The 26967-nt window shown below is 29.6% G+C and carries 20 protein-coding genes, 1 other RNA gene and 1 riboswitch; of the genes, 15 read left to right on the forward strand and 6 right to left on the reverse strand.

The window, feature by feature from the left end; all coding sequences use genetic code 11:
- Positions 1-4: 4 nt before the first annotated feature.
- Positions 5-616, reverse strand: coding sequence for a fumarylacetoacetate hydrolase family protein (locus SHK09_RS10580; protein WP_319810746.1), 612 nt, complete (start codon positions 614-616; stop codon positions 5-7).
- Between the two features lie 94 nt (positions 617-710).
- Positions 711-1955 carry a diaminopimelate decarboxylase gene (gene lysA / locus SHK09_RS10585; RefSeq protein WP_319810747.1) on the reverse strand — a complete coding sequence of 415 codons (1245 nt, stop codon included), beginning with the start codon at positions 1953-1955 and terminating at the stop codon, positions 711-713.
- Between the two features lie 302 nt (positions 1956-2257).
- On the opposite strand from lysA, the gene SHK09_RS10590 reads away from it, so the two are divergent.
- The 6 genes from SHK09_RS10590 (at position 2258) to SHK09_RS10615 (ending at position 10760) form a co-directional block, all read left to right on the forward strand.
- Positions 2258-4117: a DNA topoisomerase IV subunit B gene (locus SHK09_RS10590; protein WP_319810748.1), complete on the forward strand. Its 1860-nt coding sequence runs from the start codon at positions 2258-2260 to the stop codon at positions 4115-4117.
- Positions 4095-4304, forward strand: coding sequence for a hypothetical protein (locus SHK09_RS10595; protein ID WP_319810749.1), 210 nt, complete (start codon positions 4095-4097; stop codon positions 4302-4304). The genes SHK09_RS10590 and SHK09_RS10595 overlap by 23 nt, the downstream gene beginning before the upstream one ends.
- 191 nt (positions 4305-4495) lie before the next feature.
- Positions 4496-7252, forward strand: coding sequence for a DNA gyrase/topoisomerase IV subunit A (locus SHK09_RS10600; protein ID WP_319810750.1), 2757 nt, complete (start codon positions 4496-4498; stop codon positions 7250-7252).
- A gap of 34 nt (positions 7253-7286) precedes the next feature.
- On the forward strand, positions 7287-7703 hold the full coding sequence (locus tag SHK09_RS10605; RefSeq protein WP_319810751.1) for a hypothetical protein: 417 nt from the start codon (positions 7287-7289) through the stop codon (positions 7701-7703).
- 278 nt (positions 7704-7981) lie between these two features.
- Positions 7982-8317 (forward strand): DUF2834 domain-containing protein, encoded by a 336-nt coding sequence (locus tag SHK09_RS10610; protein ID WP_319810752.1) that lies wholly within the window; start codon positions 7982-7984, stop codon positions 8315-8317.
- A 1117-nt stretch (positions 8318-9434) separates the two neighbouring features.
- Positions 9435-10760: a LuxR C-terminal-related transcriptional regulator gene (locus SHK09_RS10615; RefSeq protein ID WP_319810753.1), complete on the forward strand. Its 1326-nt coding sequence runs from the start codon at positions 9435-9437 to the stop codon at positions 10758-10760.
- A gap of 153 nt (positions 10761-10913) precedes the next feature.
- Here SHK09_RS10615 and SHK09_RS10620 read toward each other — a convergent pair whose 3' ends face one another.
- Entirely contained in the window at positions 10914-12050 is a 1137-nt protein-coding gene (locus SHK09_RS10620) for an ABC transporter substrate-binding protein (protein ID WP_319810754.1), read from the reverse strand.
- A 54-nt stretch (positions 12051-12104) separates the two neighbouring features.
- A riboswitch (cobalamin riboswitch) is annotated at positions 12105-12302 on the forward strand.
- An 85-nt stretch (positions 12303-12387) separates the two neighbouring features.
- Here SHK09_RS10620 and SHK09_RS10625 point away from each other — a divergent pair.
- On the forward strand, positions 12388-14334 hold the full coding sequence (locus tag SHK09_RS10625) for a TonB-dependent receptor plug domain-containing protein (protein ID WP_319810755.1): 1947 nt from the start codon (positions 12388-12390) through the stop codon (positions 14332-14334).
- Between the two features lie 74 nt (positions 14335-14408).
- On the opposite strand, the gene SHK09_RS10630 is transcribed toward SHK09_RS10625, so the two are convergent.
- From SHK09_RS10630 to SHK09_RS10640, 3 genes are read right to left on the reverse strand one after another with little or no spacing between them, the layout of a single operon-like run.
- The gene (locus SHK09_RS10630; RefSeq protein WP_319810756.1) at positions 14409-14921 is read right to left on the reverse strand and encodes a hypothetical protein; all 513 of its coding nucleotides are present in this window, start codon (positions 14919-14921) and stop codon (positions 14409-14411) included.
- Between the two features lie 3 nt (positions 14922-14924).
- Positions 14925-15644 (reverse strand): DUF3307 domain-containing protein, encoded by a 720-nt coding sequence (locus SHK09_RS10635; protein ID WP_319810757.1) that lies wholly within the window; start codon positions 15642-15644, stop codon positions 14925-14927.
- Position 15645: 1 nt separating this feature from the next.
- Positions 15646-16281 carry a sigma factor-like helix-turn-helix DNA-binding protein gene (locus tag SHK09_RS10640; RefSeq protein WP_319810758.1) on the reverse strand — a complete coding sequence of 212 codons (636 nt, stop codon included), beginning with the start codon at positions 16279-16281 and terminating at the stop codon, positions 15646-15648.
- A gap of 276 nt (positions 16282-16557) precedes the next feature.
- Here SHK09_RS10640 and SHK09_RS10645 point away from each other — a divergent pair, with 276 nt between their 5' ends.
- The 8 genes from SHK09_RS10645 to SHK09_RS10680 all read left to right on the forward strand — a co-directional run bounded on the left by SHK09_RS10645 (position 16558) and on the right by SHK09_RS10680 (position 26944).
- Positions 16558-18879, forward strand: a complete 2322-nt coding sequence (locus SHK09_RS10645; RefSeq protein WP_319810759.1) for an ATP-dependent helicase — start codon at positions 16558-16560, stop codon at positions 18877-18879.
- 108 nt (positions 18880-18987) lie between these two features.
- A complete protein-coding gene (locus tag SHK09_RS10650) occupies positions 18988-19641 on the forward strand; it encodes a DUF4290 domain-containing protein (RefSeq protein ID WP_319810760.1) in 654 nt (217 codons plus the stop codon).
- 6 nt (positions 19642-19647) lie between these two features.
- The gene (gene murA / locus SHK09_RS10655; RefSeq protein WP_319810761.1) at positions 19648-20958 is read left to right on the forward strand and encodes a UDP-N-acetylglucosamine 1-carboxyvinyltransferase; all 1311 of its coding nucleotides are present in this window, start codon (positions 19648-19650) and stop codon (positions 20956-20958) included.
- Between the two features lie 77 nt (positions 20959-21035).
- The gene (locus tag SHK09_RS10660; protein WP_319810762.1) at positions 21036-21584 is read left to right on the forward strand and encodes an NUMOD4 domain-containing protein; all 549 of its coding nucleotides are present in this window, start codon (positions 21036-21038) and stop codon (positions 21582-21584) included.
- A 90-nt stretch (positions 21585-21674) separates the two neighbouring features.
- Positions 21675-22223 carry a nucleotide exchange factor GrpE gene (locus SHK09_RS10665; protein ID WP_319810878.1) on the forward strand — a complete coding sequence of 183 codons (549 nt, stop codon included), beginning with the start codon at positions 21675-21677 and terminating at the stop codon, positions 22221-22223.
- An 81-nt stretch (positions 22224-22304) separates the two neighbouring features.
- Positions 22305-23438, forward strand: coding sequence for a molecular chaperone DnaJ (gene dnaJ, locus SHK09_RS10670; RefSeq protein ID WP_319810763.1), 1134 nt, complete (start codon positions 22305-22307; stop codon positions 23436-23438).
- Between the two features lie 194 nt (positions 23439-23632).
- An RNA gene (gene rnpB / locus SHK09_RS10675) (RNase P RNA component class A) lies at positions 23633-23936 on the forward strand.
- Between the two features lie 233 nt (positions 23937-24169).
- Complete coding sequence (locus SHK09_RS10680) at positions 24170-26944, forward strand: bifunctional aconitate hydratase 2/2-methylisocitrate dehydratase (protein ID WP_319810764.1); 2775 nt, start codon at positions 24170-24172, stop codon at positions 26942-26944.
- Positions 26945-26967 lie beyond the last annotated feature (23 nt).

A 26967-nucleotide genomic window follows, 5' to 3' on the forward strand; every position in this document is an offset into this window, starting at 1 on the left:
AAAATTATATCATTTTAAAATCTAGCAATAATTCTCCGTTTACAGAACATTGTAATTGATCTCCTTTAAAAATTTCTCCTTTTCCTAAGGCAGGTGTTCCTGTAAAAATTAAATCTCCGGGTTGTAAAGTCATGTATTTTGATATAAAAACAATAATATCAGCAAAATCATTAATCATATAAGCTGTATTACTTTTTTGTTTTTCTTCTCCGTTAATTTTTAATTCGAAATCTATATCTGCTAAATTATAATTAGCAACTGGTTTAAAACTAGAAATTGGTGCAGCACCATCAAAACCTTTTGCAAAATCCCAAGGATGTTTGGTTTCTCTAGCGTCTTTTAAAAGATCTGTAGCCGTATAATCAATACCAACAGCAATTTCAGAAATATAAGAGTTTGCTTCTTCTTTAGAAATATTTTTTCCTTCTTTCCCTATTTTAACAACCAATTCTATTTCGTAAATTAATTCGTTTGTAATGCTACTTGGGTATTCCACATCACAATTAACAGCTAAACTGCTTTCTGGTTTTGAGAAAATAAACTTTTTACCTTTCTTTTTTTCTTCAATATCTTTTAAATCTGTAACGTAGTTACTACCTATTCCTAAAATTTTCATTTGTGTTGTTTTTAGTAAAATTAATTAAAAAATCCACTAAAAAAAGAAAAATAGTTTTCATTTTTAGTGGATTATATATTTTTTAAAATTTTAGTTACAATGTAACTTTTTCTTTTTTAGTTTTCTTTTTTTCTGTAAAATCTACAACTACTTGGTTGTGCAAAATATCTTGTATGGTTTGTCTTTTTCTAATTAAGTAATCTTTTCCTTTATGTACCATAACTTCTGCAGGAATATAACGTGAGTTATAGTTAGAGGCCATAGAGAAACAATATGCACCAGCATTGTGGAAGCATAAAACATCTTCTTCAGAAATTTCTGCAATTCTTCTGTTTGAAGCAAATGTATCTGTTTCACAAATATAACCTACCACAGAGTAATAGCGATCTCTACCTGTTGGATTTGAAATGTTTGTAATGTGATGATAAGAATCATACATCATTGGTCTTACTAAATGATTAAAACCAGAATCTACATGTGCAAAAACGGTAGAAGTTGTTTGTTTTACAACATTTACTTTTGCTAGAAAAGAACCTGCTTCAGAAACCAAGAATTTTCCTGGTTCGAACATTAATGTAATGTCTTTACCATATTCTACACAAAATTCATTAAATCTTTCTGATAATTGCAAACCTAATTGCTCTATATCTGTAGAAATATCTCCTTCTTTATAAGGAACTTTAAAACCACTACCAAAATCGATAAAATCGATGTTTTCGAATTGTTTAGCAACATCAAATAAAATGTCTGATGCACGTAAAAAAGTATCGATATCTAAAATATCTGAACCTGTGTGCATGTGAATTCCGTTAATATTCATTCCTGTATTTTCAACTACACGTTTAATATGTGGTACTTGGTGAATTGAAATTCCGAATTTAGAATCGATATGACCAACAGAAATTTTAGAATTTCCACCCGCCATAATATGTGGATTGATACGCACGCAAACAGGAATATTTGGGTGTTTTTGTCCGAATTGTTCTAAAATAGAAAGATTATCAATATTAATTTGAACACCCAATTTAGCAACTTCTTCAATTTCATCTAAAGAAACTCCGTTTGGTGTATAAATAATGTCGTGAGGCTCGATACCTGTAGTTAAACACAATTGTACTTCTTGATAAGAAACGGTGTCTAAACCAGAACCTAAATCTTTAAAGAACTTTAATATATTAATATTAGAAAGTGCTTTTACCGCATAATTTAACTTTAAACTTTTAACGCTACTAAAAGCATTTGTTAATCTGTTGTATTGCGATTCGATTTTATCTGTATCGTAAACATATAAAGGACTTCCGTATTTATTTGCTAACGCTGTAAGTTGTGAGTTTTCCACTTTATTTCTATTTATTTATGCGTCAAAAGTAATACAATTGTTCAGTAAATAATCAATTGTTTAAAAATATAACATATTGTTTTATTTTGTGATTTTTATACAAAAAAACGATTCTAGTTTTAACTTTTAATTATCTTTTTTATATTAGTAGCATTAAGAAGAAATCTATTAAAAAGTGATCTTAAAAACGCTTAAAAAAGTAGTTAAAATAATGTTGATAACTAATTAACGCAGCTATTTCATTTTAGCTGGTTTAATGTTATTTTAGCAAGGCTTCAAACCTAACAACAGTAAGACATTTCATGAGTCAAGAAACAAAATATACAGAAGATAATATCAGGTCTTTAGACTGGAAAGAGCATATAAGAATGCGTCCAGGAATGTACATTGGTAAATTGGGAGATGGATCTTCTGCAGATGATGGAATTTACATTCTTGTAAAAGAAGTTTTAGACAACTCTATTGACGAATACGTTATGGGAGCTGGTAAGAATATCGAAATTTCTATTCATGGAAACAAGGTAACTGTTAGAGATTACGGACGTGGAATCCCTTTAGGGAAAGTAGTTGACGTTGTTTCTAAAATGAATACTGGTGGAAAATACGACTCTAAAGCATTTAAAAAATCTGTTGGTTTAAACGGTGTTGGTACAAAGGCAGTAAACGCACTTTCATCTTTTTTTAGGGTAGAATCTTCGCGTGATGGTAAATCTGCATCTGCAGAATTTAGTCAAGGAAACCTAGAAAATGAAGATTTTTTAGAAGAAACTTCACGTAGAAAAGGAACAAAGGTTTCGTTTGTACCAGATGAAGAAATCTTTAAGAAGTACAAGTTTAGAAATGAGTATGTAGCAAAAATGTTAAAGAATTATGTGTATTTAAACCCAGGTTTAACCATAATTTTTAACGGAGAAAAGTTCTTTTCAGAAAACGGGTTGAAAGATTTATTGGAAGATAACAACAATAAAGAAGATATGTTGTACCCAATAATTCATTTAAAAGGAGATGATATAGAAGTTGCTATTACACACAGTAAAACGCAATATTCAGAAGAATACCATTCTTTTGTAAATGGGCAACATACAACACAAGGAGGTACACACCAAGCTGCATTTAGAGAAGCAATTGTAAAAACTATTAGAGAGTTTTACGGTAAGAATTTTGAAGCTTCAGATATTAGAAAATCTATTATTTCTGCCATTGCTATAAAAGTAATGGAACCAATTTTTGAAAGTCAGACTAAAACCAAGTTAGGGTCTACAGATATGGGAGGAAACTTACCAACTGTAAGAACTTATATAAATGATTTTCTAAAAACGAAATTAGATAATTACTTGCATAAAAACGCAGAGGTAGCAGACAAGCTACAGCGTAAGATAATGCAAGCAGAAAAAGAACGTAAAGAACTTTCTGGTATTAGAAAGTTAGCAAAAGATAGAGCAAAAAAATCTAGTCTACACAATAAGAAATTACGCGATTGTAGAATTCATTTGGGTGATATTAAAAAGGAAAACTATTTAGAAACTACGTTGTTTATTACAGAGGGAGATTCTGCATCTGGTTCTATTACAAAATCTAGAAACGTAAATACACAAGCCGTTTTTAGTTTAAAAGGAAAACCATTAAACTCTTACGGTTTAAGTAAGAAAATTGTGTACGAAAATGAGGAATTTAATTTATTACAAGCCGCTTTAAATATAGAAGATGGTTTAGAAGAATTAAGATATAACAACATTGTAATTGCAACTGATGCCGATGTAGATGGTATGCATATTCGTTTGTTGTTAATTACATTTTTTCTGCAGTTTTTTCCAGAATTGATAAAAGAAGGACATTTATATATTTTAGAAACGCCTTTATTTAGGGTTAGAAATAAGAAACAAACATTTTATTGTTATTCACAAGAAGAAAAACAAGAAGCTATTGGTAAACTAAGGGGAAAACCAGAGATTACTCGATTTAAAGGTTTGGGTGAGATTTCGCCAAATGAATTTGTTCATTTTATTGGAGATGATATTCGTTTAGATCCTGTAATGTTAGACAAAGAAATGTCTATAGAGCAAATGTTAGAATTCTATATGGGAAAAAATACACCAGATAGACAGAAATTTATTATCGAGAATTTAAAGGTTGAGTTAGATGACATCGAAGAAGAAATATAATATTAAATTAATTAAGAACATTTTTACTGGGTTATTTGTTTTGCTATTATTGTTTTGGCTGTTTCAAATAGATTGGAATAATGTAGCAAGTAAGACTAATTCTGGAGCTTTCTTTGGAGTTTTATCTGCTGTTTTATTTATTATTTCGATGCAAATTAAAAATAAAGAACCTAAGAACGATAATTAATATAGCTGGCAAGTAGTTTTGCGTTAGGGATTGAAGTGGCATCCTTTTTTGAATCCGATTTTTATCGAGAGAAAAAAAGATATAACGTAAAGCCCGACCTTTGGTAACGCCCAATATAAGAAACCTATTACAGTGTTTTTATTAGATGATATAAATTAATAGGTAAACGATTAAACTGTTAACGTTTAAAAATGAGTGAAGAAATAAACGACAACGAGCACGAAGAAGAATTAACAAACCTTAATGAGGAGTTGGGTTCTGAGTATGAGGCAGATTCTGCCCAAGAAGAAACCATTACCAAGGTTACAGGAATGTACAAAGAGTGGTTTTTAGATTATGCTTCGTATGTAATTTTAGAAAGAGCGGTACCATCGTTAGAAGATGGTTTAAAACCTGTGCAGCGTAGAATAATGCATTCTATGAAAGATTTAGACGATGGGCGTTACAATAAAGTAGCAAATATTGTTGGTCATACCATGCAATATCACCCTCATGGAGATGCTTCTATTGCAGATGCAATGGTGCAAATTGGGCAGAAAGAATTACTTATTGACATGCAGGGAAACTGGGGTAATATTCTTACCGGAGATAGAGCTGCAGCATCTAGATATATTGAAGCTCGTTTATCTAAGTTTGCCTTAGACGTGGTTTTTAATCCGAAAACTACAGACTGGAAAATGTCTTATGATGGTAGAAGGAAAGAACCAATAGATTTGCCTGTAAAATTTCCATTGTTACTAGCACAAGGAGCAGAAGGAATTGCAGTTGGTTTGTCAACAAAAATATTACCTCATAATTTTATAGAATTAATAGATGCTTCTATAAAATATTTAAAAGGAAGAAGCTTTAGAATTTTACCAGATTTTATAACAGGTGGAATTGCAGATTTTACCAATTATAATGATGGGAAAAGAGGAGGGAAAGTACGTGTTCGAGCAAAAATTCATCAGTTAGATAAAAAGACTTTAGTTATCGATGAAATTCCTTTTGCAACTACTACAACTTCTTTAATTGATAGTATTATAAAAGCAAATGAAAAAGGAAAGATTAAGATAAAAAAGATTGAAGATAATACAGCTGCAAATGTAGAAATATTGGTGCATTTACCACCAAATGTTTCGCCAGATAAAACAATTGATGCACTGTATGCTTTTACAAATTGTGAGAATTCTATATCACCCTTATCTTGTACAATAGAAAATAATAAACCAGTTTTTGTAGGTGTTTCTGAGATGTTGAAACATTCTACAGACTTAACAGTAGACTTATTAAAGAAAGAATTAGAAATTCAATTAAATGAGTTAGAAGAACAATGGCATTTTTCATCTTTAGAAAGAATTTTTATAGAGAATAGAATTTATCGAGATATTGAAGAGGAAGAAACATGGGAAGGAGTAATTGAAGCAATTGATAAAGGTTTACAACCGCATATAAAACATTTAAAACGTGCTATAACAGAAGAAGATATTACGCGTTTAACAGAAATTAGAATTAAGAAAATATCTAAATTCGATATTGACAAAGCCAAACAGTTTATAGAAGGCTTAGAAGATAAAATAGCAGTAGTAAAAGATCATTTAGCAAAATTAATTGAGTATGCTATCGATTATTTTAAACGTTTAAAAGAAACGTATGGTAAAGGAAAAGAACGTAAAACAGAAATAAGAATTTTTGATGACATTGTTGCCTCTAAGGTGGCAATGAATAACGCAAAACTGTATGTAAATAGAGAAGAAGGTTTTATTGGTACGTCTTTAAAAAGAGATGAGTTTGTTACCGATTGTTCTGATATAGATGATGTAATTATCTTTAGAAAAGATGGGCATATGATGGTAACAAAAGTAGATTCTAAAACTTTTGTAGGAAAAGACATTATTTACATTGCTATCTTTAAGAAAAAAGATAAAAGAACGGTTTACAACTTTATGTATAGAGATGGTGCAAAAGGTGCTTCTTATATGAAACGTTTTAATGTAACGTCTGTTACTAGAGATAAAGAGTACGATTTAGCAAACGGAAATAAAGGTTCTATTGTGCATTATTTTAGTGCCAACCTTAATGGAGAGGCAGAAGTTGTAACCATAAACTTACGCTCTGTAGGTAGTGTGAAGAAGCTGAAATGGGATATTGATTTTGCAGACTTAGCTGTAAAAGGTAGAGCCGTAAGAGGAAATACAATTACAAAATATACTATTAAAAGTGTCGATTTTAAATCTGAAGGAGTTTCTACATTAAAACCTAGAAAAATTTGGTTTGATGATACTGTTCTGCGTTTAAATGTTGATGAAAGAGGAGAATTACTAGGAGAATTTAGAGCAGAAGATAAACTTTTAATCATTACACAAAGTGGAAAAGCTAAAGCTGTAAAACCTAATTTAGCAATGCATTTTGAAGACGATATGATTGTTCTAGAAAAATGGAAACCCAATAAACCAATTTCGGCTATTTATTTTGATGGTGAAAAAGAACGTTATTATATAAAAAGATTCTTAATTGAAACAACAGATAAAGAGGAAGTTTTTATCTCTGAACATGCTAAATCTCAATTAGAAATTGTTGCTACAGATTATAGACCTGTTGCAGATATTCAATACTCTAAACGTAGTTTAGAAAATGAGGAAGTTAATTTCGAAGAATTTATTTCTATAAAAGGTATAAAAGCACAAGGAAACCAATTAACTGTAGAGAAGATAAAACAAGTTAGTTTATTAGAATCGTTACCTTTTGAAGAAGAGGTAGAAGAGGTTCTTGAAGAAGAAGAAACTGCAGTAGAAGAAGTTGTTGAAGAAAAATTGCCAATTGAAGTACCAGAAATTGTAACAAATAAACCTATTTTAGAAGAACTTTCTGCAGATGATAAAGCTAAAATTGCTTTGCAAAAATCTATCGCTCGAAAGAAAGCAGAACAGAAGAAAATTGATGATGAAAACCAGACGAAGTTGTTTTAATGGATAATTGTGTTTAATTTGATAGAGAACATTAATGAAACAAAGTAAGTCTTCTAAAACTTGGAATTTTTATAAAAAAAATAGCTGGAAATTAGGAGTTTTAATTTTATCAATTGTTATTTTTTATTTTGTTATTCATAAAATTGAATTAAAAATAAATTCCATTGAAACTTATGGGAAAATATATGAAAAAAAACGAATTGTAAGTGGAATGAGGGTTGGGCCTCTATATAAGTATAAATTTTGGTTTATATACGAGGGGAAAAAACATTTTGGAGAATCAATAAAAACTCTTGAAGGAGAAAATAATATTGGAAAAGTATTTAAAGTAATAGTTTCAATGAACGAGCCTGAAAACTATGAAATTCTTTTTGATCAAGAATTTGTCGAAAAATATATTGTAGACAAAAACGGAAATAAAAAAACTCTTTATTTTTTTAAAAAAAACTAAACACAACAACGTGTATAAATAATTAATAATTTAGTACTTAACCAAATGCAGTTGCATTTTTATTTACTTTGATTTTCCGTTTTAAAATCCTCACGCACAAAAACGCAACTTTCAATATACAAAAACGTTTTAAGCAATAGAAAAGTTTTAGAAAAAAGAAAAAAGAAAAAAGCCAAATATTAAAACTTATAATAGCTGTAATTTGTGAGGATATTTATATTACAGAGTTACTTTTTTTGGTAATCGTGTAGAATTTAACTAGGCTTTAATATAATTTTATGAAACGCAAACACATCTATTTACTTCTAACAATTCTAGGAATATGTTATACTTGGTATTACAATATTCAGTGGTTTCAAACTGTAGAAAATCCTACATTTTTAAATTTCATGAAGGATGCACAAGTAAATTTTGCAGGTAAATCTTTTGGAGCAGATTTAACCGTTGTTGTTTTAACTTTTTTTATATTTATGATTCCTGAATCACTTCGTTTAAAAATAAAATATTGGTGGGTTTTACTTCCATTAACTTTTATAATTGCGATTGCATTTACATTTCCACTTTTTCTTTATATGAGAGAAAATGCAATAGAAAAGTTAAAATTATCTTCATAAATAAAATTGACTTAATAGTAATAATTGTAATAGAATCTACCATTCTATATTACCAAATCTTTAACCAATTAAATTATAACATTTTAGGGTAACCAATTTAGAAATAGGTGTTTGTTAATTCGTTTAATTTTGGGTGAATTTCTAAGCTTCAGAAAGAAGGTATATGAGGTTTGTTTATTAGAAGAACAACACCTAAAAAAAATCTGCAAAGGTTGATTATTGTATGTGCTGGAGGTATTATTGGTATGTAAAGAGATTCATTTTTAATTGAATAAAAAGATATTAATGTTCCTGTTTTAGATACTGTAAACATTTACCCAACTGCTGCTTTTAACTTTGTCTCTTAGTTATTAGATATATCTTTTTGTTAACTTTACATTATGTTATTTTTATTAAATTCGTGTTTTTAGTGTGTAATACTTGTTAAATACATAATTATGATAAAAATAACATATTTTTAAGATAGATTTCATGTGTTTTTGTTATATATTTAACAGTAGATAACAAGTGTTTATTAGTAACAAAAATGTTGAAACTGCTTCTAAAGCTGTACCAAATTCTGTAGATGCTTCCATCTTTTTAAAACGAAAATGGTTTTATTGGTTTTGGAGCAACACATGCCTTAGTTGGTATTATGAAAGAAGTTACGATTGGGGTAGATTAAGTAAAAAGCTGTATTGTGAGTGATAAGCATTTGAGATTAGTTACAAGTGAAGTTATTTTGATTGTAGACTTACAGAGAATCTTTTACTAGTGCTTTAAATTTAAAAGTATTGGTGAAATACGATGATTTTAAGGCGAATAGTTGAAGTTTATTAACAGGAAAATTGACAATTTTAAAAGAATTATTATGTAAAAGACAAAGAGTATATTAAAGAATATTAGCAGCAATAACAATTATTTGTTCTTATATAAAATGAGTAATTCTGTTAATTAATAGTTTGTTCTTTTTTTAGAGAAAAATACTTAACTAGTTCTGTTTTGGTATTTAGAGCAAATTATTTATTTTATGTTAAAGGAAAGAAAAAGAAAAAGAAAAAAAAATAATTATTCTAAAGTAAACAAACCATATGTTTTTTCTTAGATTTATTATAGAATGTTTTATAAACCCTCATCTATGAAACTTAAATTGCTATTTATAGTTCTGTTTTATACAGGATTTATATTTTCACAATCAGAAGTTTACTATTTTAAAGATTCTAATAGTAATTTAACTTATAAGAGTATTCAGAAACAAGAATTTATACCCTTAGAAAAGGAAATTTTAGAGAAACGATCTAATGCTACCTTTTGGTTTAAAGTTCCTTCAAATGAAGTAGATTCAACCTATATTTTTCGAATAAATAGCATTAGAGCTCAAAATGCTAAAGCTTATCAAAATTTAAAAGAAGTTAATAAATTAGAACACGAGAGATATGTTTCGTTTAAATTTTCTAGAAAAGCGCCTCTCTATGTAAAAGTTAGTTCTAATTATAGTTCTTATTTTAATATTCAATTAAATAATGAAGATGCTTTTTTGTACCAAGAAAAAATACAGCTTATTATTAATGGTTTTTATTACGGTGTTGCTTTTTTAGTTATCTTTTTTAGTTTTTTTTATTACTACTTCTTTAAAGATAGGGCCTTTGTGTATTATTCACTATTACTTGCAAGTGCAACACTTAGTTTTGTGATATCAGATGGTATGTTCGATTTTTTTAATGTTGATGGTAAAAACATCGAGTTACTGATTTTAATTAACTATGCTTTTTTAGCCATTAGTTCATCTAAGTTTGCAAGCAGTTTTCTATTACTAAAGAATTATTTTCCAAAAACTAAAAAGGCTGCAGATATTGTTGTTATAAATATTATTCTGTTAGTTGTTTCATTTTTGGTATTTAGAAACAATGAGTTATATATTATATTAAATATTTTAACTTTTTCACTTTTACTCATTTATTGGTTTCTTGGAGTTTTACTTTTTAAAAAGAATATTCATACAAAACTATTCACCTTTGGTTATGTTATTTTATTATTTAGTGGAATAGATTTTTTCGTTCTAAAAAACTTTGGTGTTTCTTTATTTGAAACAAACCCAATCAATATAAAAATTGGTGGTTTTATACAGATTATTACACTTGCATTTGCTGTTTTGTTTAGAGAGAAAAACTTAAGAAAGTATAATTTTCACATGAAGAATGAAATTATAAAATTTTCTCAAGAGATAAGGCAACTTACTACAACAGAAAAAGAATTACCTGTAATAGATAGTATTGCAAATTTAAGTATTAGAGAAAGAGAGGTCTTTAATTTAGTTGTGTCTGGAAAATCGAATAAAGAAATAGCAAATGAGGTAAATATTTCTGTTAATACAGTTAAATTTCATGTGAAGAATATTTACGGTAAATTAAATATAAAAAGTAGAAAAGAAGCATTAACTATAGAAAAGACACTAAAAGACTAGGTTTTTTATACAGAACTACTCTAAAACTACCCATAAACCACCCTATAGATTTGGTGTATAAGTTCTTATTTCAACTACATTTGAGGTATTGATATATCCCCCAATTTTTTAGACATGAAGCCTTCAATATTTGTATTGAAGGCTTCATTTGTTTTACTCCATTTTCTCAAAGAAGGTAAAATTATAATTAGGTAATAGAGTAGGGTTTGTAATTTTAATAATATCCTTTAAGACTAAGTCTGGTCTTGTACCTGCTAATTCATAATAAATAACTCCGCCAGTTTTTCCTTTCTTAGTTGTTGGTGTGTAAATTTTATCATTTTTAAAAGCAGAAAATTCAGCGTATAAATTATTACTTTCTAGCAATTGTTCTTTCGTTGAAAAATAACCAGGAGCAATCCAGAATTCTGCATCTTTTCCTTTGTCAAAAACGCTTTCAAAACTTAAAGACAAACTTCCTTTTCCTTCGGAATTTTTCCATAAATAATTCAAATTAGCGTCATTTAAAAATTGAGCTACAAAACTTTCTCCTGCAGGTAAATTCCAAATATCTTTACTCATTATTGCACCAGACAAAACAGTTGGTTTTTTAGTCGATTTTAATGCGATTGCTTTAGCGTTTAAATAATTAGCTTCAATTACTTTAAAAATACTATCTGCTTGTTTTTCTTTATCAAATAAAACACCAAAAAATTTAATCCATTCTGCTCTACCTAAAGGAGTTTCTTCTAGCCAGTCTCCATTATAAATTACATTAATACCAGCTTTTTTAATAGTTGTTAGCGATTTATCTGCAGAAGAAACACTGTAGCCAACTACTAATTCTGGTTCTAGATCTAATAAAACCTCTGTATTTAAAGAATTTTCTCTACCAATTTCTCTAATTTTTCCTGCATCGATTAAAACTCTTGTCTTTTCTGAAGATACATATTTAGAATATGGAAAGCCAACAATAGAACTTTCTTCATTTAAGAGTTCTACCATAGGAATGTGAGTTGTAGAGGTAACAACAATTTTTTTAACAGGAACTTTAATAATTTCGTTTTTAGAAGATTTTTTTAGAGATGTATTCTTTAAAATTTCGAATTCAAAAATATCTTTAGAATTTTTGTAAGCAGATTTAATTACTATTTTTTTTACACCATTATCGTTAATAATGTCAAAGCCTTTTGCGTATTTAATAGTACTTTCTATCTGTGTTTTTTCAGTAACCTTTATAGCTTCCTTTTTACAAGAAGTAATCAATAAAAAAACGAAACATGTAAATTGATAAATAGATAAATTCTTCATAAAATAAATTTTGAACAAGATTACAAAACTATTCTGTAATATCAATTTTTAAACTACATTTGCTGCGATTTTGGTTTTGATGTAGAATCATTTTACATCAAATTAAAAGGGAATCTAGTTAAAATCTAGAACTGTTCCCGCAACTGTAAGCTATAAAGCTTGTAACTACTCTTTTACCACTGGCAATTTTTTGTTGGGAAGGTTTGTTACAAGACGCAAGTCAGGAGACCTGCCATTATTAATAACAATTAAAAAACTTTCGGGATAAAAGTTTATGTACTAATCTTTTTTTGTACACAAAATTTACCTGATTTATTGTAAATCAAATTTATTAAAAATGAAAAAACAATTTATTATTGTTGGTGTATTGGCATGTAGTTTTGTCAGCACAAATCTTTTTGCGCAAAAAAATGCAAATCAAAAAGAAAATGTAGAAACATTAAAAGAAGTTGTAGTTACTGCAACAAAATTTAATTTAAAAAAGGAAAATACTGGTAAGGTGATTCATGTAATTACTCAGCTAGAATTACAACAAAATGCTGGTAAAACAGTTATTGAAATCTTAAACACTGTTGCAGGTATAGACATTAAAGGTGTTAATGCAAATCCTACAGAACCAAGAAGTATTAACGTTAGAGGAGGTAGAAGTAGGCAAGTTTTAGTTTTAATAGATGGTGTTCCAGTAACAGATCAATCTGCAATAAACCAAGAATTCGATTTACGTTTATTATCTGTAAGTCAAATCGAAAGTATAGAAGTTTTAAAAGGTGCTTCTTCAACTTTATATGGTTCTGGTGCAGCAACTGCTGTAATTAGTATTACATTAAAAAAAGCCTCTGAAGACAAGATTTCTGGTTCTTTTGAAACGAGTGTTGGTACAAATAATACTGCAAATTCTTCTGAAGGTAGTTTGTCTGATACTAACCAAAATGTAACTTTAAATGGTACTTTAGGAAAACTTAACTTTTTAGGTTCTTTTAGTTTAACTGGTGTAGATGGTATGTCTTCTGCAAAAAGTAAAACAAATGCAGCTTTTGATAATGATGCTTTTTATTCTAAAAATGGATTATTAAAATTAGGATACAAAGTAAATGACAAGTTAAATATTGAAACATTTTTAAATTATGATGAATTTAATTATGATTTTGATGCAGGTGCATTTTCTGATAATGACCTAAATACTGGAAGTCAAGAGCAATTTAGAATTGGTTTTAAACCAACTTATACCTATAATAAAGGACAAGTTTATTTATTAGCTTCTGCAAATGTTGTAGAAAGAGATTTAAAACAATTTAATTCTTTTTCTGGTACTTTAGATACTTATGAGTTTGTAGGTAGAAGTGTAAATGTAGATTTGGTAAATAAGTATGAATTTTCTAATCAACTTCAATTAATTACTGGTGTAAATTATCAAATACATAGTAATAATACTGTAACACCTTTTGGAGGTATAGAAAAAGGAATCGCTAACTTTAATACGGTAGACCCATATGCAAGTTTTGTTTATGTTTCTAATTATGGTTTAAGTGTGAATGTTGGTGGACGTTTAAATATTCATAATGTTTATGGTAACCACTTTGTTTATGATGGTAACTTAGCATATTCAGTTTTAAAAAATGAAGATGTTTCTGTAAAATTATTAACATCTTACAGTACAGCGTTTATTGCACCAAGTTTATATCAATTATATGATGGTTTTTCAGGAAATATTGATTTAAATCCAGAATCTAATGAAACTTTTGAAGCTGGTTTTGATTTAGATTATAAAGATTGGGTTCAGTTTGAAGCTGTTTATTTTAATAGAAAAGAAACTGATGCAATTATTTATGATAATTCTACTTTTAAATATGGTAATGGTTCTTCTGATGCAAACGGATTTGAAGTTAGCACTAAAATAATACCAACATCATTTTTAACTGTTAATGCTTCTTTTACTTATGTAGATAGAGATCAAACAGAAGATTTTAATGATTACATCCCAGAAAACAAATTTGTAGCAGGTTTAGATATTACTCCTTTTGACAATGCATTTTTTAATTTTACTTACAGAAATGTAGGTGAAAGAACAATTTTTGATAGATATGGTTCTTTTGGAACAGCTGGAGAAGATGTTGTTTTAGAAAACTACCAAGTATTAGATTTTATGACGAATTATAAAGTATTGGGAGATACAGTAACCTTTTTTGCTACTGTAACTAATATTTTAAATGAAGATTATGATGATGTACTTGGATACTCTACAAGAGGCAGAAACTATAAAGTAGGGGTAAGATTACAATTTTAATAAGGGAGGAAAGCTTAAAGAAAGAAAAAGGCGAAAACTCCGTTTGTAGAATATTCTACAAACGGAGTTTTTTATTACAACAAACTTCTTACTTCGCTTTTAATAAAATCTATAGCAACCTCAGTTGGTGGCACAGATTTAGTATATTCCATTAATACATTTTCACGCAATTCGTTTGCAGATTTAGCTGTTTTAGCTTCTTGCTTTAACTTGTTTGTTACAGCATTTTTTGCAGCGTAAATAGCAGTCCAAGTATCTTCTGAAATATAAATTTGTTGCACTAAATTATGCTCAAATTCTTGATCTATATTTGCTATTAGTAATTGTATGTAATCATTTGTATTTGTAGATATCGGCGGAATTCTCATTAGCATTTTAACAGGGTTTATTCTGTCGCAAAACAACAATAAACGTTCGCAAGCTTGTAATTTAATAGGTAAAGCTTCTTTTCTTTTTAGCGCTAACAATTCTAATTTTTTTTCAGAATTTTTATTATTTATAAAACCATTAAACATATAATAGGCAACTAAGCCAGTTACTGCTGCAGGTAATATATAAGCGATACTTTCTAATATTTTATCTTCCATAAATTAAATAACGTGTAATAAATACGAATATAAGATTCCTATAATAATTGCCAAACCAAAACTTAACAAAGTGCCAATTAAAATATATTCAGTTAGTTTTCTGTCTTTAGAAGATGTTAAATCTCCAAATCTAAATACAGATTTAGCTGCAAGAAGAAAGCCAATTGCTTCCCAATGATTTGTAATTACAAAAATGAACACAAAAAGACGTTCTAAGATACCAATGTAGCGGCCAGCTTTAGCTAAAGAATCATCATTTTCTTTTTTACTTTCAGGATTCCATTGTGCTATAAAAACTTTTATAATAATAGCAGAAACATTAGTTATCATTACAATTGCAATTAAAAAGAGTAGTGTTTTACTTGTAAATAATTCTGCTACAGAAAAATTAAAATCAGTATAAATAAAAGTAGTAAAAGCTAAGGCTAATATGTGTAGCAATTGGTCTAATAAAAACCAATTTCTCTTTGTCTTTTTCTTTTGAAAATAAATTTTAGAAACATCAAAAATAAAATGAGAAATAATAATAATTATAAAACCTAGCCAATATTCTTGTAAATTAAACTGAAGAAAAAGTAACAATAAAAAAGCATGAATACCTAAGTGAATATATAGTTTAGGTGATTTAATTTTCTTTTCCTCTTTGTTTTTTACACCTTTTTCAGATTGAAAAACAAAATCACCTAAAATATGTGCTAATAATAATTTTAAAAATAATAACATTTTATTCGCTTATTTCTTGGTTAATTATTTTTCTAAAGCGTCTTTCTAGTTTCATTATAGGTTCTAGGCCAGCGCGTTTTTGTCTTTCGCTAACGCGACCTTGTGTAATTCCTAAAATTACTCCAATTTCCTTTTGTGTAGCGTCTTTTTTTTCTAAAGATATTTTAAAAACTTCGGCAGAATTTACAGACCAAGAATCTATAGTTAATAAAGCTAAATCGAATGCAATGTTTATTTCTTCATCAATGTTTTTCCATGGAGTTTTTATGGCTAAATTCTGTTTTTTTAAATAATTATCAAAAGCAAAACCAGAGTTTATAAAAGCTTCTCCGTTAGATTCTGTAATCTTAGAAGTATTGTATTCTTTTTTACCAATTCCAATTCCAATTCTAACATCAATATTTAAAATATATTTTAATTGAGCTTTAATTTTTAGGGCAGCATAAAAAGCTTTTTCAGCATCTTCTACTTCTAATTGAAAGCTATCTCCTCTATAAATTTGCCAGTTTTTAGGAGATTCGCCAAAAGTTTTTAAGATTTCTTTTAAAGATTCTAGCCAAGAATTGTTGTTATTCTTTCTAGAATTGATAATATCTCCAGTTAAAATACTTGTCATTGGTTCTTGTAATTTTATCAAAGATAGTATTTTTTTCTATTAAAAAGCCGTTTTTATCTGCTCTGTAGCAGATATATGTAATTATCTGTCTATAGGCAGATATTTTGGTTTATCTGTTTTTAAATGTATATTTTAATAATATTTTGTCTTATAATGGTTTTATACAATTCTTTGCAGCATTTAATTTTAATGCAAAATTTAATGGTAATAAGTTGTGAATAAAAAATAGCATTCTTCCTTTAAAAAAAGGAATAGTTTGGTTAAATTGACGCTTTAAATACTTCAAAAATATATCTCTTGAATAGTTACTTAGATTCTTTAAACGAAGCTCAAAAAGAAGCCGTTTTACAAAAAGATGGCCCAATGATTATTATTGCTGGTGCTGGTTCTGGTAAAACACGTGTTTTAACCTACAGAATTGCTCATTTAATGAAGCAAGGTGTAGACTCTTTTAATATTTTATCGCTTACGTTCACAAACAAAGCTGCCAAAGAAATGAAGGCAAGAATTGCTTCTGTTGTTGGACAAAGTGAAGCAAAAAATCTTTGGATGGGAACCTTTCACTCGGTTTTTGCACGTATTTTACGTTCAGAAGCAGATAAATTAGGTTTTCCTACAAATTTTACAATTTACGATTCGCAAGACTCTGTTCGTTTAATAAGTTCTATTATTAAAGAAATGGGCTTAGATAGAGAGCGTTATAAACCAAAACAGATTTTAGGTAGAATTTCTTCGTTTAAAAATAGCTTAATTACCGTTAAAGCATACTTTAATAATTCAGATTTACAAGAAGCAGATTTACATGCAAGTAGACCTAAGGTTGGAGACATTTATAGAGTTTATGTAGACAGGTGTTTTAAAGCTGGTGCAATGGATTTTGATGATTTGTTGTTAAGAACTAATGAGTTATTAGCACGTTTTCCAGAGACTTTAGCAAAATACCAAGATCGTTTTAGATATATAATGGTAGATGAGTATCAAGATACAAATCACTCGCAATATATTATTGTAAGAGCTTTGGCAGATAAATTTGGTAATATTTGTGTTGTTGGAGACGATTCTCAGAGTATTTATAGTTTTAGGGGAGCAAATATTCAGAATATATTAAATTTTCAGAAAGATTACCCAGATGTAAAAACCTTTAAATTAGAACAGAATTATAGATCTACAAGTAATATTGTAAATGCGGCAAATTCTGTGATAGAAAAAAACAAAACAAAGTTAGATAAAGAAGTTTGGACTTCTAATGATGCTGGAGATGCTATAAACGTAATGCGAACTATTTCTGATGGAGAAGAAGGGCGCTTTGTAGCACAATCTATTTGGGAGAATCAGATGAATCATCAATTAACTTCAGATAGTTTTTGTGTTTTATACAGAACAAATTCACAATCTAGAGCTATTGAAGATGCGTTGCGTAAAAAAGGATTAGATTATAAAATTTATGGAGGAATTTCTTTTTATCAAAGAAAAGAAATTAAAGATATTTTGTCTTATTTAAGAATTTTAATTAACCCAAATGATGAAGAAGCATTAAAAAGAATTATTAATTATCCTGCTAGAGGTATTGGTGCTACAACTATAGATAAGTTAACAATAGCTGCAAATCATTATAAAAAATCTATTTTCGATATTATAAAGTATATCGATAAAATCGATTTAAAAATAAATGCTGGCACAAAAAATAAGCTTCGTAATTTTATGAACATGATGCAAAGTTTGCAAATAGAATCGCAAACTAAAAATGCATTTGAAATTGCAGAAATTGTTGTAAAAAAGGCACAATTAATAAAAGATTTAGAAAAAGATGGAACACCAGAAGCTGTAAGTAAAGTAGAAAATGTTCAAGAACTTTTAAACGGAATTAAAGATTTTATTACAGATAAGATTGAAGAAGGTAATGATGCTTCTTTAACTACATTCTTAGAAGACGTTGCTTTAGCTACAGATTTCGATTCAGAAAAAAATGATGACAAACCAACGGTTTCTTTAATGACCATTCACCAATCTAAAGGATTAGAATATGGATATGTTTATGTTGTTGGTTTAGAAGAAAATTTATTTCCTTCAGCCATGAGTATGAATACAAGAAGTGAATTAGAGGAAGAACGTAGGTTGTTTTATGTAGCGTTAACAAGAGCAGAGAAAGTAGCATATTTAACATATGCTCAAACACGTTATAGATGGGGTAAATTAGTAGATGCAGAACCTAGTAGGTTTCTAGAAGAAATAGACGATCAGTATTTATTTTATATCACTCCAAAAACCAATAACCCAATAATAAATAACTTTTTAGATAAGAGTATTTTTGATGATGCGCCGAAAGGAATTCGTTTTCAAAAACCAATTCAGCGTAAAAAAATGGAACGTGAGGTTTCTAAAAAGAAAGAGATTATTATTCCTAAAAATCTAAAAAAGATTTCGCAAGTTTCGCCAAAAATAGATCTTTTTGCAGGTGATATTATTACAGGAAATATTGTAGAACACAATAGATTTGGTACAGGAACCGTTTTAGGTATAGAAGGTAAAGGACCAGATAAAAAAGCAGAAATTCAATTTGCAACTGCAGGAAAAAAGAAATTATTGCTGCAATTTGCTAAATTAAAAGTGATTGGTTAAAAATCATTTAAAAAACTAAAAATAAATTGTTATTTTGCAACGTTAAATAACTACAATAGAATAGCATATAATTCTTGAGCTTATCGAGAGTGCTTCAAAAATAAATAAATGACATTCGATTTAGAATATAATTCAGAAAGACCGTTAATGATAATACCAGAATACGGCAGACATATACAGAAATTAGTAGACCATTGTTTAGCTTTAGAAACTAAAGAAGAGCGTGATAAGATGGCGAAAGCTATTGTAGATGTTATGGGGAATTTACAACCTCATTTACGCGACGTTCCAGACTTTAAGCACAAACTTTGGGATCAATTATATATAATGGCAGATTTTAAATTAGATGTAGAATCGCCTTATCCACAACCAGTAAAAGAAGAATTACAAGAAAAACCACAAGGTTTAGCATATCCAAAATCTGCGTCTAGATATCGTTATTATGGTAACAATATTCAAACAATGATAGATATTGCTTTAAGTTGGGAAGATGGTGACAAGAAAGAAGCATTGGTTTTTACCATTGCAAATCACATGAAAAAATGTTATTTAAATTGGAATAAAGATACAGTAGATGATGCTGTAATTTTTAAACATTTATTCGATTTATCTGACGGGAAATTAGATTTAAGAGAAACAGAAGAGGCACTTTCTGAAAGTAAGAATTTATTGAGAAAAAGAAGTTCTCAAGGACAAAATAATTCTAAAACTACTTACAAGAAACCACAACACAGCAATCAACATAAAAATAGAAAAAGATAAGAGTCTATGGCATCATTTAAAATTGAAGGCGGTCATAAATTAAACGGAACCATTACTCCGCAAGGAGCAAAAAACGAAGTTTTACAAATACTTTGTGCAGTTCTATTAACTCCAGAAAGAGTTGTAGTGAATAATGTTCCAGATATTATTGATGTAAATAAATTAATTTTTATTCTAGGAGAATTAGGTGTAAAAGTTGAAAAATTAAGCAGAAATTCATATGCTTTTCAAGCAGATGAAATTAATTTAGAGTATTTAGAATCAGAAGATTTTAAAAGAGACGGTAGTTCTTTAAGAGGTTCTATTATGATTGTTGGTCCGCTTTTAGCAAGATTTGGAAAAGGATATATACCAAGACCAGGAGGAGATAAGATAGGGAGAAGACGATTAGATACGCATTTTGAAGGTTTTATACGATTAGGCGCAAAATTCCGTTATAATAAAGAAGAACATTTTTACGGGGTAGAAGCAGAAGAGCTTCACGGAGTAGAAATGTTGTTAGATGAAGCTTCTGTAACAGGAACAGCAAATATTTTAATGGCAGCTGTTTTAGCAACAGGAACCACAAAAATATACAACGCAGCTTGTGAACCTTATATTCAACAATTAAGTAAAATGTTGAATTCTATGGGCGCAAAAATCTCTGGAGTTGGTTCTAACTTACTAATTATAGAAGGAGTAGATTCTTTAGGAGGATGTGAACACACCGTTTTACCAGATATGATAGAGATTGGTTCTTGGATTGGTGTTGCGGTAATGACACGATCTGAATTAACCATAAAAAATGTTAGTTGGGAGAATCTAGGACAAATACCAAATGTATTTCGTAAATTAGGTATTCAATTAGAGAAAAGAGGAGATGATATTTACATCCCAGAACAAGAGTCTTATGAAATTCAGAATTATATAGATGGTTCTGTTCTAACGGTTGCAGATGCACCTTGGCCTGGTTTTACACCAGACTTATTAAGTATTGTTTTAGTAATAGCTACGCAAGCAAAAGGAACTGTTTTAATACATCAGAAAATGTTTGAAAGTAGGTTGTTCTTTGTAGATAAATTGATTGATATGGGGGCAAAAGTTATTTTGTGTGATCCTCATAGAGCTACTGTAATTGGTATGAATTTTGAAAGCTCATTAAAAGCAACAAAAATGACATCGCCAGATATTAGAGCAGGAATCTCTTTATTAATAGCTGCATTATCAGCAAAAGGAACATCAATTATCAATAATATAGAACAAATTGATAGAGGTTACGAAAACATTGAAGCTCGTTTAAAATCTATTGGAGCTAAAATAGAAAGAATTGAAAACTAAGAAAAAGGTTTACTATTAAGAGTTAAAAAATTGCAGATGAAGAAGAAGGTTTAATAATTTATTTAACCTTTTATATTATGATACGAAATTTAAGAAATGAAGAGTGGAAAGAAATTAAGTTTGATGAAAAAATTTCTGTAAAAGAGGTTTTTTTAATCTCTAATTATGGAAGAATAATTGATGATTCGAAAGAAGATAAAGTCTTAAAAAAGCAATCTTTTATTAACGGATATGAAACTATTTCTCTTAAACAAGAGGTTAATAAAAAATCTACAAGTAGATATATACATAAGTTAGTGGCTCAACATTTTTTAGAAAAAGAAAATGAAGAGCAAATCTATGTTCTACATGTAAATTATGATAAAAAAGATAATAGTTTAGAAAACTTAATTTGGGCAACCAAAAGAGAAAAAGAACTACATCAATTTAAAAACCCGGTATTTATAGAGTCTCGAAAAAATATTAAATACAATTCTAAATTAACAGAAGGAAAAGTAAAAATAATAAAAAAACAGCTTAGAAATAATAGGACAAGAATAACAATGATTGCCAAACGGTTTGGTGTCTCAGATATGCAAATTCATAGAATTAAATCTGGCGAAAACTGGAGCAAAGTTGAAATATAATGAAACAAAAAATAGTGTCAATCTGACACTATTTTTTTGTTGGCAACATTTTTGCCAATTAATGTTAGACAATTTAACGATTACAAAGAGATGAGTAAGAAAGATAATATAAAAGAAGAAGAAATAAAGAACGAGCAAGAAACGGTTCAAGTTGAAGAAAATCAAGAAGTTGAAGCGGAAGTTGTGGTAGAAGAACCAACAACAGAAGAATTGCTTCAAGCAGAAAAAGATAAGTTTTTACGTTTGTTTGCTGAGTTCGAAAACTATAAAAAAAGAACAAGTAGAGAAAGAGTAGAGTTGTTTAAAACAGCAGGACAAGAATTAATGACATCTTTACTGCCAATTATTGACGATTTCGAACGAGCGCTGACACACATTGAAGATGATAAAGAAGCTGAAGAATTAAGAAAAGGAGTTTTGTTAATTTATCAAAAATTCTACAACACTTTAGAGTTAAAAGGGTTGTCTAAGGTAGAAACAAATGCTGGTGATACTTTCGATGCAGAAATTCATGAAGCAATTACACAAATTCCTGCACCTTCAGAAGATTTAAAAGGTAAGGTTATAGATTGTGTAGAAAAAGGATACAAATTAGGGGATAAAATTATTCGTTATCCAAAAGTTGTAATCGGACAGTAAATTAGTAATACAGTATACAGTTGCAGTTCTCAGTAATTTACTGACTGCAAACTGATGACTGAGAACTGCAAACTAAATAAAATGGCAAAACAAGATTTTTACGAAATATTAGGCCTATCAAAATCTGCTACTCAAGCAGAAATTAAGAAAGGTTATAGAAAAATGGCTATTAAATATCATCCAGATAAAAACCCTGATGATACAGCTGCTGAAGAAAACTTTAAAAAAGCTGCAGAAGCTTATGAAATTTTAAGCGACGAAAACAAAAAAGCACGTTATGACCAATATGGTCATGCTGGTTTTGATGGTCCTCAAGGCGGCGGCGGCGGTTTTGGCGGCGGCGGAATGGATATGGATGACATATTTAGTCAGTTTGGTGATATTTTTGGCGGCGGAGGCGGTGGCTTTGGTGGCTTTGGCGGTGGTGGTGGCCAGCGACAAGCAAGAGTTAAAGGAAGCAATATGCGTATTCGTGTAAAACTTACTTTAGAAGAAATTGCCAAAGGTGTTGAGAAGAAAGTAAAAGTTAGAAGAAAAGTACAAGCAGATGGTGTTACGTATAAGACCTGTACTACTTGTAATGGTTCGGGGCAACAAATGCGTGTTACCAATACAATTTTAGGTAGAATGCAAACAGCTACTACTTGTGGTACTTGTTCTGGAGCAGGAGAAATTATTAATAGTAAACCAGCTGGTGCAGATGCACAAGGTTTAATTACTAATGAAGAAACTGTTTCTATAAATATTCCTGCAGGAGTTACAGAAGGTGTTCAATTAAAAGTAGGTGGAAAGGGTAATGAAGCTCCAGGTAAGAATTCAATTGCTGGAGATTTATTAGTTCTAATAGAGGAGATAGCACATGAAACTTTAAAAAGAGAAGGAACTAATATACATTATGATTTGTATATTAATTTTTCTGAGGCTGTTTTAGGAACTAGTAAAGAAGTTGATACGGTTACAGGAAAGGTTAAAATTAAAATTGATGCAGGTACACAATCTGGTAAAATTTTAAGATTAAAAGGTAAAGGTTTACCTAGTATAGAAAGATATGGTACAGGAGATTTCTTAATTCATATTAATGTGTGGACACCACAAGAATTAAATAAAGAACAAAAACAGTTTTTTGAGAAAATGTCTGATAGTGAAAACTTCACACCAGCTCCGAATAAATCGGATAAATCATTTTTTGAGAAGGTAAAAGACATGTTTTCGTAGACATATGTTAAAAAAGAAGGTGTAAAATTGAATATTATATAAAAAAAGTATTTTTGTACAAGATTTAATATATATTTGCAGTGTTGTTGATTTATCAGCAACACTTTTTCTTTTTCATAGCAATTTTTCCCACTCAATTTATTGAGTGGGTTTTTTTATAAAAAGAAATTGTAGCTTTACAAAATATTAAAAAATAAGCAGGCTTATCTTATCGTCTCATTTATTTGAGTAGGAAAGTCCGGACACCATAGAGTATCATAGCGGATAACATCCGTCCAGCGAGAGCTGAGGACAAGTGCAACAGAAAGCAAGTACAGTTCGGCTGTAGTGAAACCAGGTAAACTCTATGAGGTGCAATGCCATGTAAATTAGAGCTTGAGAGCTACTCGCTCGATTCTAAAGGGTAGGCAGATTGATTCTAAGAGCAATTTTAGAACTAGATAAATGATAAGAACCTTTTTAAAGGTACAGGATTCGGCTTATTAGCCTGCTTTTTTAATATTTTTATGAAATCTTCAAAATTATTTAGTAAAAGCCTCTTTTTACTGATTTAAATTCAGTGTTTGTCGAAATAACTTTTTTTTATTCAGAAATTTGCGCAATCTATTATTTATCTTTTAATTTTAAGATAAAAAATGTAAGTTTGTCATACTAAAATAACAAAAACTTACAGAGTATTGCTTTTAACTTTTTTACGGTTAAAAGAGATATATTAACTAAAGATTTCTTTCATGAGTATGTATAAAGACTACCTTAAGCAGATAGAAGAACGAAAAGATCAGGGACTTCATCCACAGCCAATTGATGGCGCTGAATTATTAAGCGAAATCATTGCACAAATTAAAGATTTAGATAATGAGTATAGAGAAGATTCTCTAAACTTTTTTATCTACAATGTTTTACCAGGAACAACAAGTGCTGCTGGAGTGAAAGCTAAATTTTTAAAAGAGATCATTTTAGGTGAATCAAAAGTAAAAGAAATTACAATTTCTTCTGCATTTGAGCAATTATCTCACATGAAAGGAGGTCCTTCTGTAAAGGCTTTATTAGATATCGCTTTAGGTAACGATAATGCTTTAGCACAAGAAGCTGCTAAAGTTTTAAAAACTCAAGTTTTTCTTTATGAAGCAGATACGGCTCGTTTAGAAGAGGCTTTTAATAAGGGGAATAAAATCGCTATAGATATTATTAAAAGTTATGCAAATGCAGAATTCTTTACAAAATTACCAGAAATTGATGAAGAAGTTGAAGTTGTAACTTATGTTGCAGGTGTTGGTGATATTTCTACGGATTTATTATCTCCAGGTGGTGATGCACACTCAAGATCAGATCGTGAATTACATGGTCAATGTATGTTTGAGCATAATAAAGTGATGCAAAATGAATTGCTAGCTTTAAAAAAGGCTCATCCAGATAAACGTGTAATGCTAATTGCTGAAAAAGGAACAATGGGAGTTGGTTCTTCTAGAATGTCTGGTGTAAACAACGTGGCATTATGGACAGGTGTTCCTTTTAGTAAATATGTACCATTTATTAATTTTGCACCAGTAATTGCAGGTACTAATGGTATTGCTCCAATTTTTTTAACAACAGTTGGTGTAACAGGAGGTATTGGTTTAGACCTTAAAAACTGGGTTCAACAAAAAGATGCTGAAGGAAATACAATTAGAGATGAATCTGGAGATCCAATATTAAAAGAAACATATTCTGTTGCAACAGGAACAGTACTTACTATTAATACAAAAGAGAAAAAACTATACAACGAAAAAACAGAGTTAAAAGATGTTTCTGCAGCATTTACGCCACAAAAGATGGAGTTTATGAAAGCAGGAGGTTCTTATGCTGTTGTGTTTGGTAAAAAACTACAAACGTTTGCTGCTAAAACTTTAGGAATTGAAGCTCCTCAAGTATATGCTACTTCAAAAGAAATAACTATTGAAGGACAAGGGTTAACAGCTGTAGAAAAAATATTTAATAAAAATGCAGTAGGAACTTCAGGAGCAATTTTACATGCAGGTTCTTACGTTCGTGCAGAAGTAAATATTGTAGGTTCTCAAGATACTACAGGTTTAATGACTTCTCAAGAATTAGAGATGATGGCCGCTACAGTTATTTCTCCAATTGTCGATGGAGCATACCAATCTGGTTGTCATACAGCTTCAGTTTGGGATGATAAATCGAAAGCAAACATCCCAAGATTAATGAGTTTTATGAACGACTTTGGTTTAATTACGGGTCGTGATCCTAAAGGGAAATATTTTCCAATGACAGATGTTATTCATAAAGTATTAAATGATCTTACAGTAGGAGATTGGGACATCATTATTGGTGGAGATTCTCACACACGTATGTCTAAAGGTGTTGCTTTTGGTGCAGATTCAGGAACCGTTGCCTTAGCATTAGCTACAGGTGAGGCTTCTATGCCAATTCCAGAATCAGTTAAAGTAACTTTTAAAGGGCAAATGAAATCTTATATGGATTTCCGTGATGTAGTACACGCTACGCAATCTCAAATGTTAAAGCAATTTGGTGGTGAAAACGTATTTCAAGGTCGTGTTATCGAAGTACACATTGGAACACTTACTGCAGATGAAGCATTTACATTTACAGATTGGACTGCAGAAATGAAAGCAAAAGCTTCAATCTGTATTTCTGAAGATGATACATTAGTTGAATCTTTAGAGATTGCCAAAGGTCGTATCCAAATCATGATTGATAAAGGAATGGACAATGCAGGTAAAGTTCTTAAAGGTTTAGTAGACAAAGCAGAAAATAGAATTGTAGAGCTTAAAACAGGTATTAAACCATCTTTAAGACCAGATGCAAACGCTAAATATCATGCAGAAGTTGTTATCGATTTAGATGAAATCGCAGAACCAATGATTGCAGATCCAGATGTAAATAATGACGATGTTTCTAAACGTTATACACATGATAACATTAGACCATTATCTTACTATGGCGGAACTAAAAAAGTAGATTTAGGATTCGTAGGATCTTGTATGGTTCACAAAGGAGATATGAAAATATTAGCTCAAATGTTAAAGAATGTTGAAGCTCAATATGGTAAAGTAGAGTTTAAAGCACCTTTAGTAGTTGCTCCTCCAACTTACAATATTGTAGATGAGTTAAAAGCAGAAGGAGATTGGGATGTTTTAGTAAAATATTCTGGTTTCGAATTTGATGATAGCGCACCTAAAGGAGTAGCACGTACAGGATACGAAAACATGTTGTACTTAGAGCGTCCAGGTTGTAACTTATGTATGGGTAACCAAGAAAAAGCAGCACCAGGAGATACAGTAATGGCAACATCTACACGATTATTTCAAGGAAGAGTTGTAAAAGATTCTGGAGAGAAAAAAGGAGAATCTTTATTATCTTCTACACCAGTAGTTGTATTGTCTACAATTTTAGGTAGAACACCAACTATGGCAGAATACGAAGCAGCTGTAGACGGTATTGTTTTAACTAAGTTTAAGCCATCTACAAAACAATTAGTAAGATAATTAAAGCTTATAAATTATATACA

Origin of the sequence: Polaribacter sp. PL03 (assembly GCF_033875165.1) — a bacterium.
In the GTDB taxonomy this organism is placed as follows: Bacteria; Bacteroidota; Bacteroidia; order Flavobacteriales; family Flavobacteriaceae; genus Polaribacter.

Excerpts from the sequence above, each read along its gene's own strand:
- SHK09_RS10595 (WP_319810749.1), top strand. The coding sequence starts at position 4,095 with ATGACATCGAAGAAGAAATATAATATTAAATTAATTAAGAACATTTTT.
- SHK09_RS10600 (WP_319810750.1), top strand. The coding sequence starts at position 4,496 with ATGAGTGAAGAAATAAACGACAACGAGCACGAAGAAGAATTAACAAAC.
- SHK09_RS10680 (WP_319810764.1), top strand. The coding sequence starts at position 24,170 with ATGAGTATGTATAAAGACTACCTTAAGCAGATAGAAGAACGAAAAGAT.
- SHK09_RS10635 (WP_319810757.1), bottom strand. The coding sequence starts at position 15,644 with ATGTTATTATTTTTAAAATTATTATTAGCACATATTTTAGGTGATTTT.
- SHK09_RS10650 (WP_319810760.1), top strand. The coding sequence starts at position 18,988 with ATGACATTCGATTTAGAATATAATTCAGAAAGACCGTTAATGATAATA.
- murA (WP_319810761.1), top strand. The coding sequence starts at position 19,648 with ATGGCATCATTTAAAATTGAAGGCGGTCATAAATTAAACGGAACCATT.
- SHK09_RS10580 (WP_319810746.1), bottom strand. The coding sequence starts at position 616 with ATGAAAATTTTAGGAATAGGTAGTAACTACGTTACAGATTTAAAAGAT.
- SHK09_RS10630 (WP_319810756.1), bottom strand. The coding sequence starts at position 14,921 with ATGGAAGATAAAATATTAGAAAGTATCGCTTATATATTACCTGCAGCA.
- SHK09_RS10660 (WP_319810762.1), top strand. The coding sequence starts at position 21,036 with ATGATACGAAATTTAAGAAATGAAGAGTGGAAAGAAATTAAGTTTGAT.
- SHK09_RS10625 (WP_319810755.1), top strand. The coding sequence starts at position 12,388 with ATGAAAAAACAATTTATTATTGTTGGTGTATTGGCATGTAGTTTTGTC.
- SHK09_RS10605 (WP_319810751.1), top strand. The coding sequence starts at position 7,287 with ATGAAACAAAGTAAGTCTTCTAAAACTTGGAATTTTTATAAAAAAAAT.
- SHK09_RS10615 (WP_319810753.1), top strand. The coding sequence starts at position 9,435 with ATGAAACTTAAATTGCTATTTATAGTTCTGTTTTATACAGGATTTATA.
- dnaJ (WP_319810763.1), top strand. The coding sequence starts at position 22,305 with ATGGCAAAACAAGATTTTTACGAAATATTAGGCCTATCAAAATCTGCT.
- SHK09_RS10610 (WP_319810752.1), top strand. The coding sequence starts at position 7,982 with ATGAAACGCAAACACATCTATTTACTTCTAACAATTCTAGGAATATGT.
- SHK09_RS10590 (WP_319810748.1), top strand. The coding sequence starts at position 2,258 with ATGAGTCAAGAAACAAAATATACAGAAGATAATATCAGGTCTTTAGAC.
- SHK09_RS10665 (WP_319810878.1), top strand. The coding sequence starts at position 21,675 with ATGAGTAAGAAAGATAATATAAAAGAAGAAGAAATAAAGAACGAGCAA.
- SHK09_RS10620 (WP_319810754.1), bottom strand. The coding sequence starts at position 12,050 with ATGAAGAATTTATCTATTTATCAATTTACATGTTTCGTTTTTTTATTG.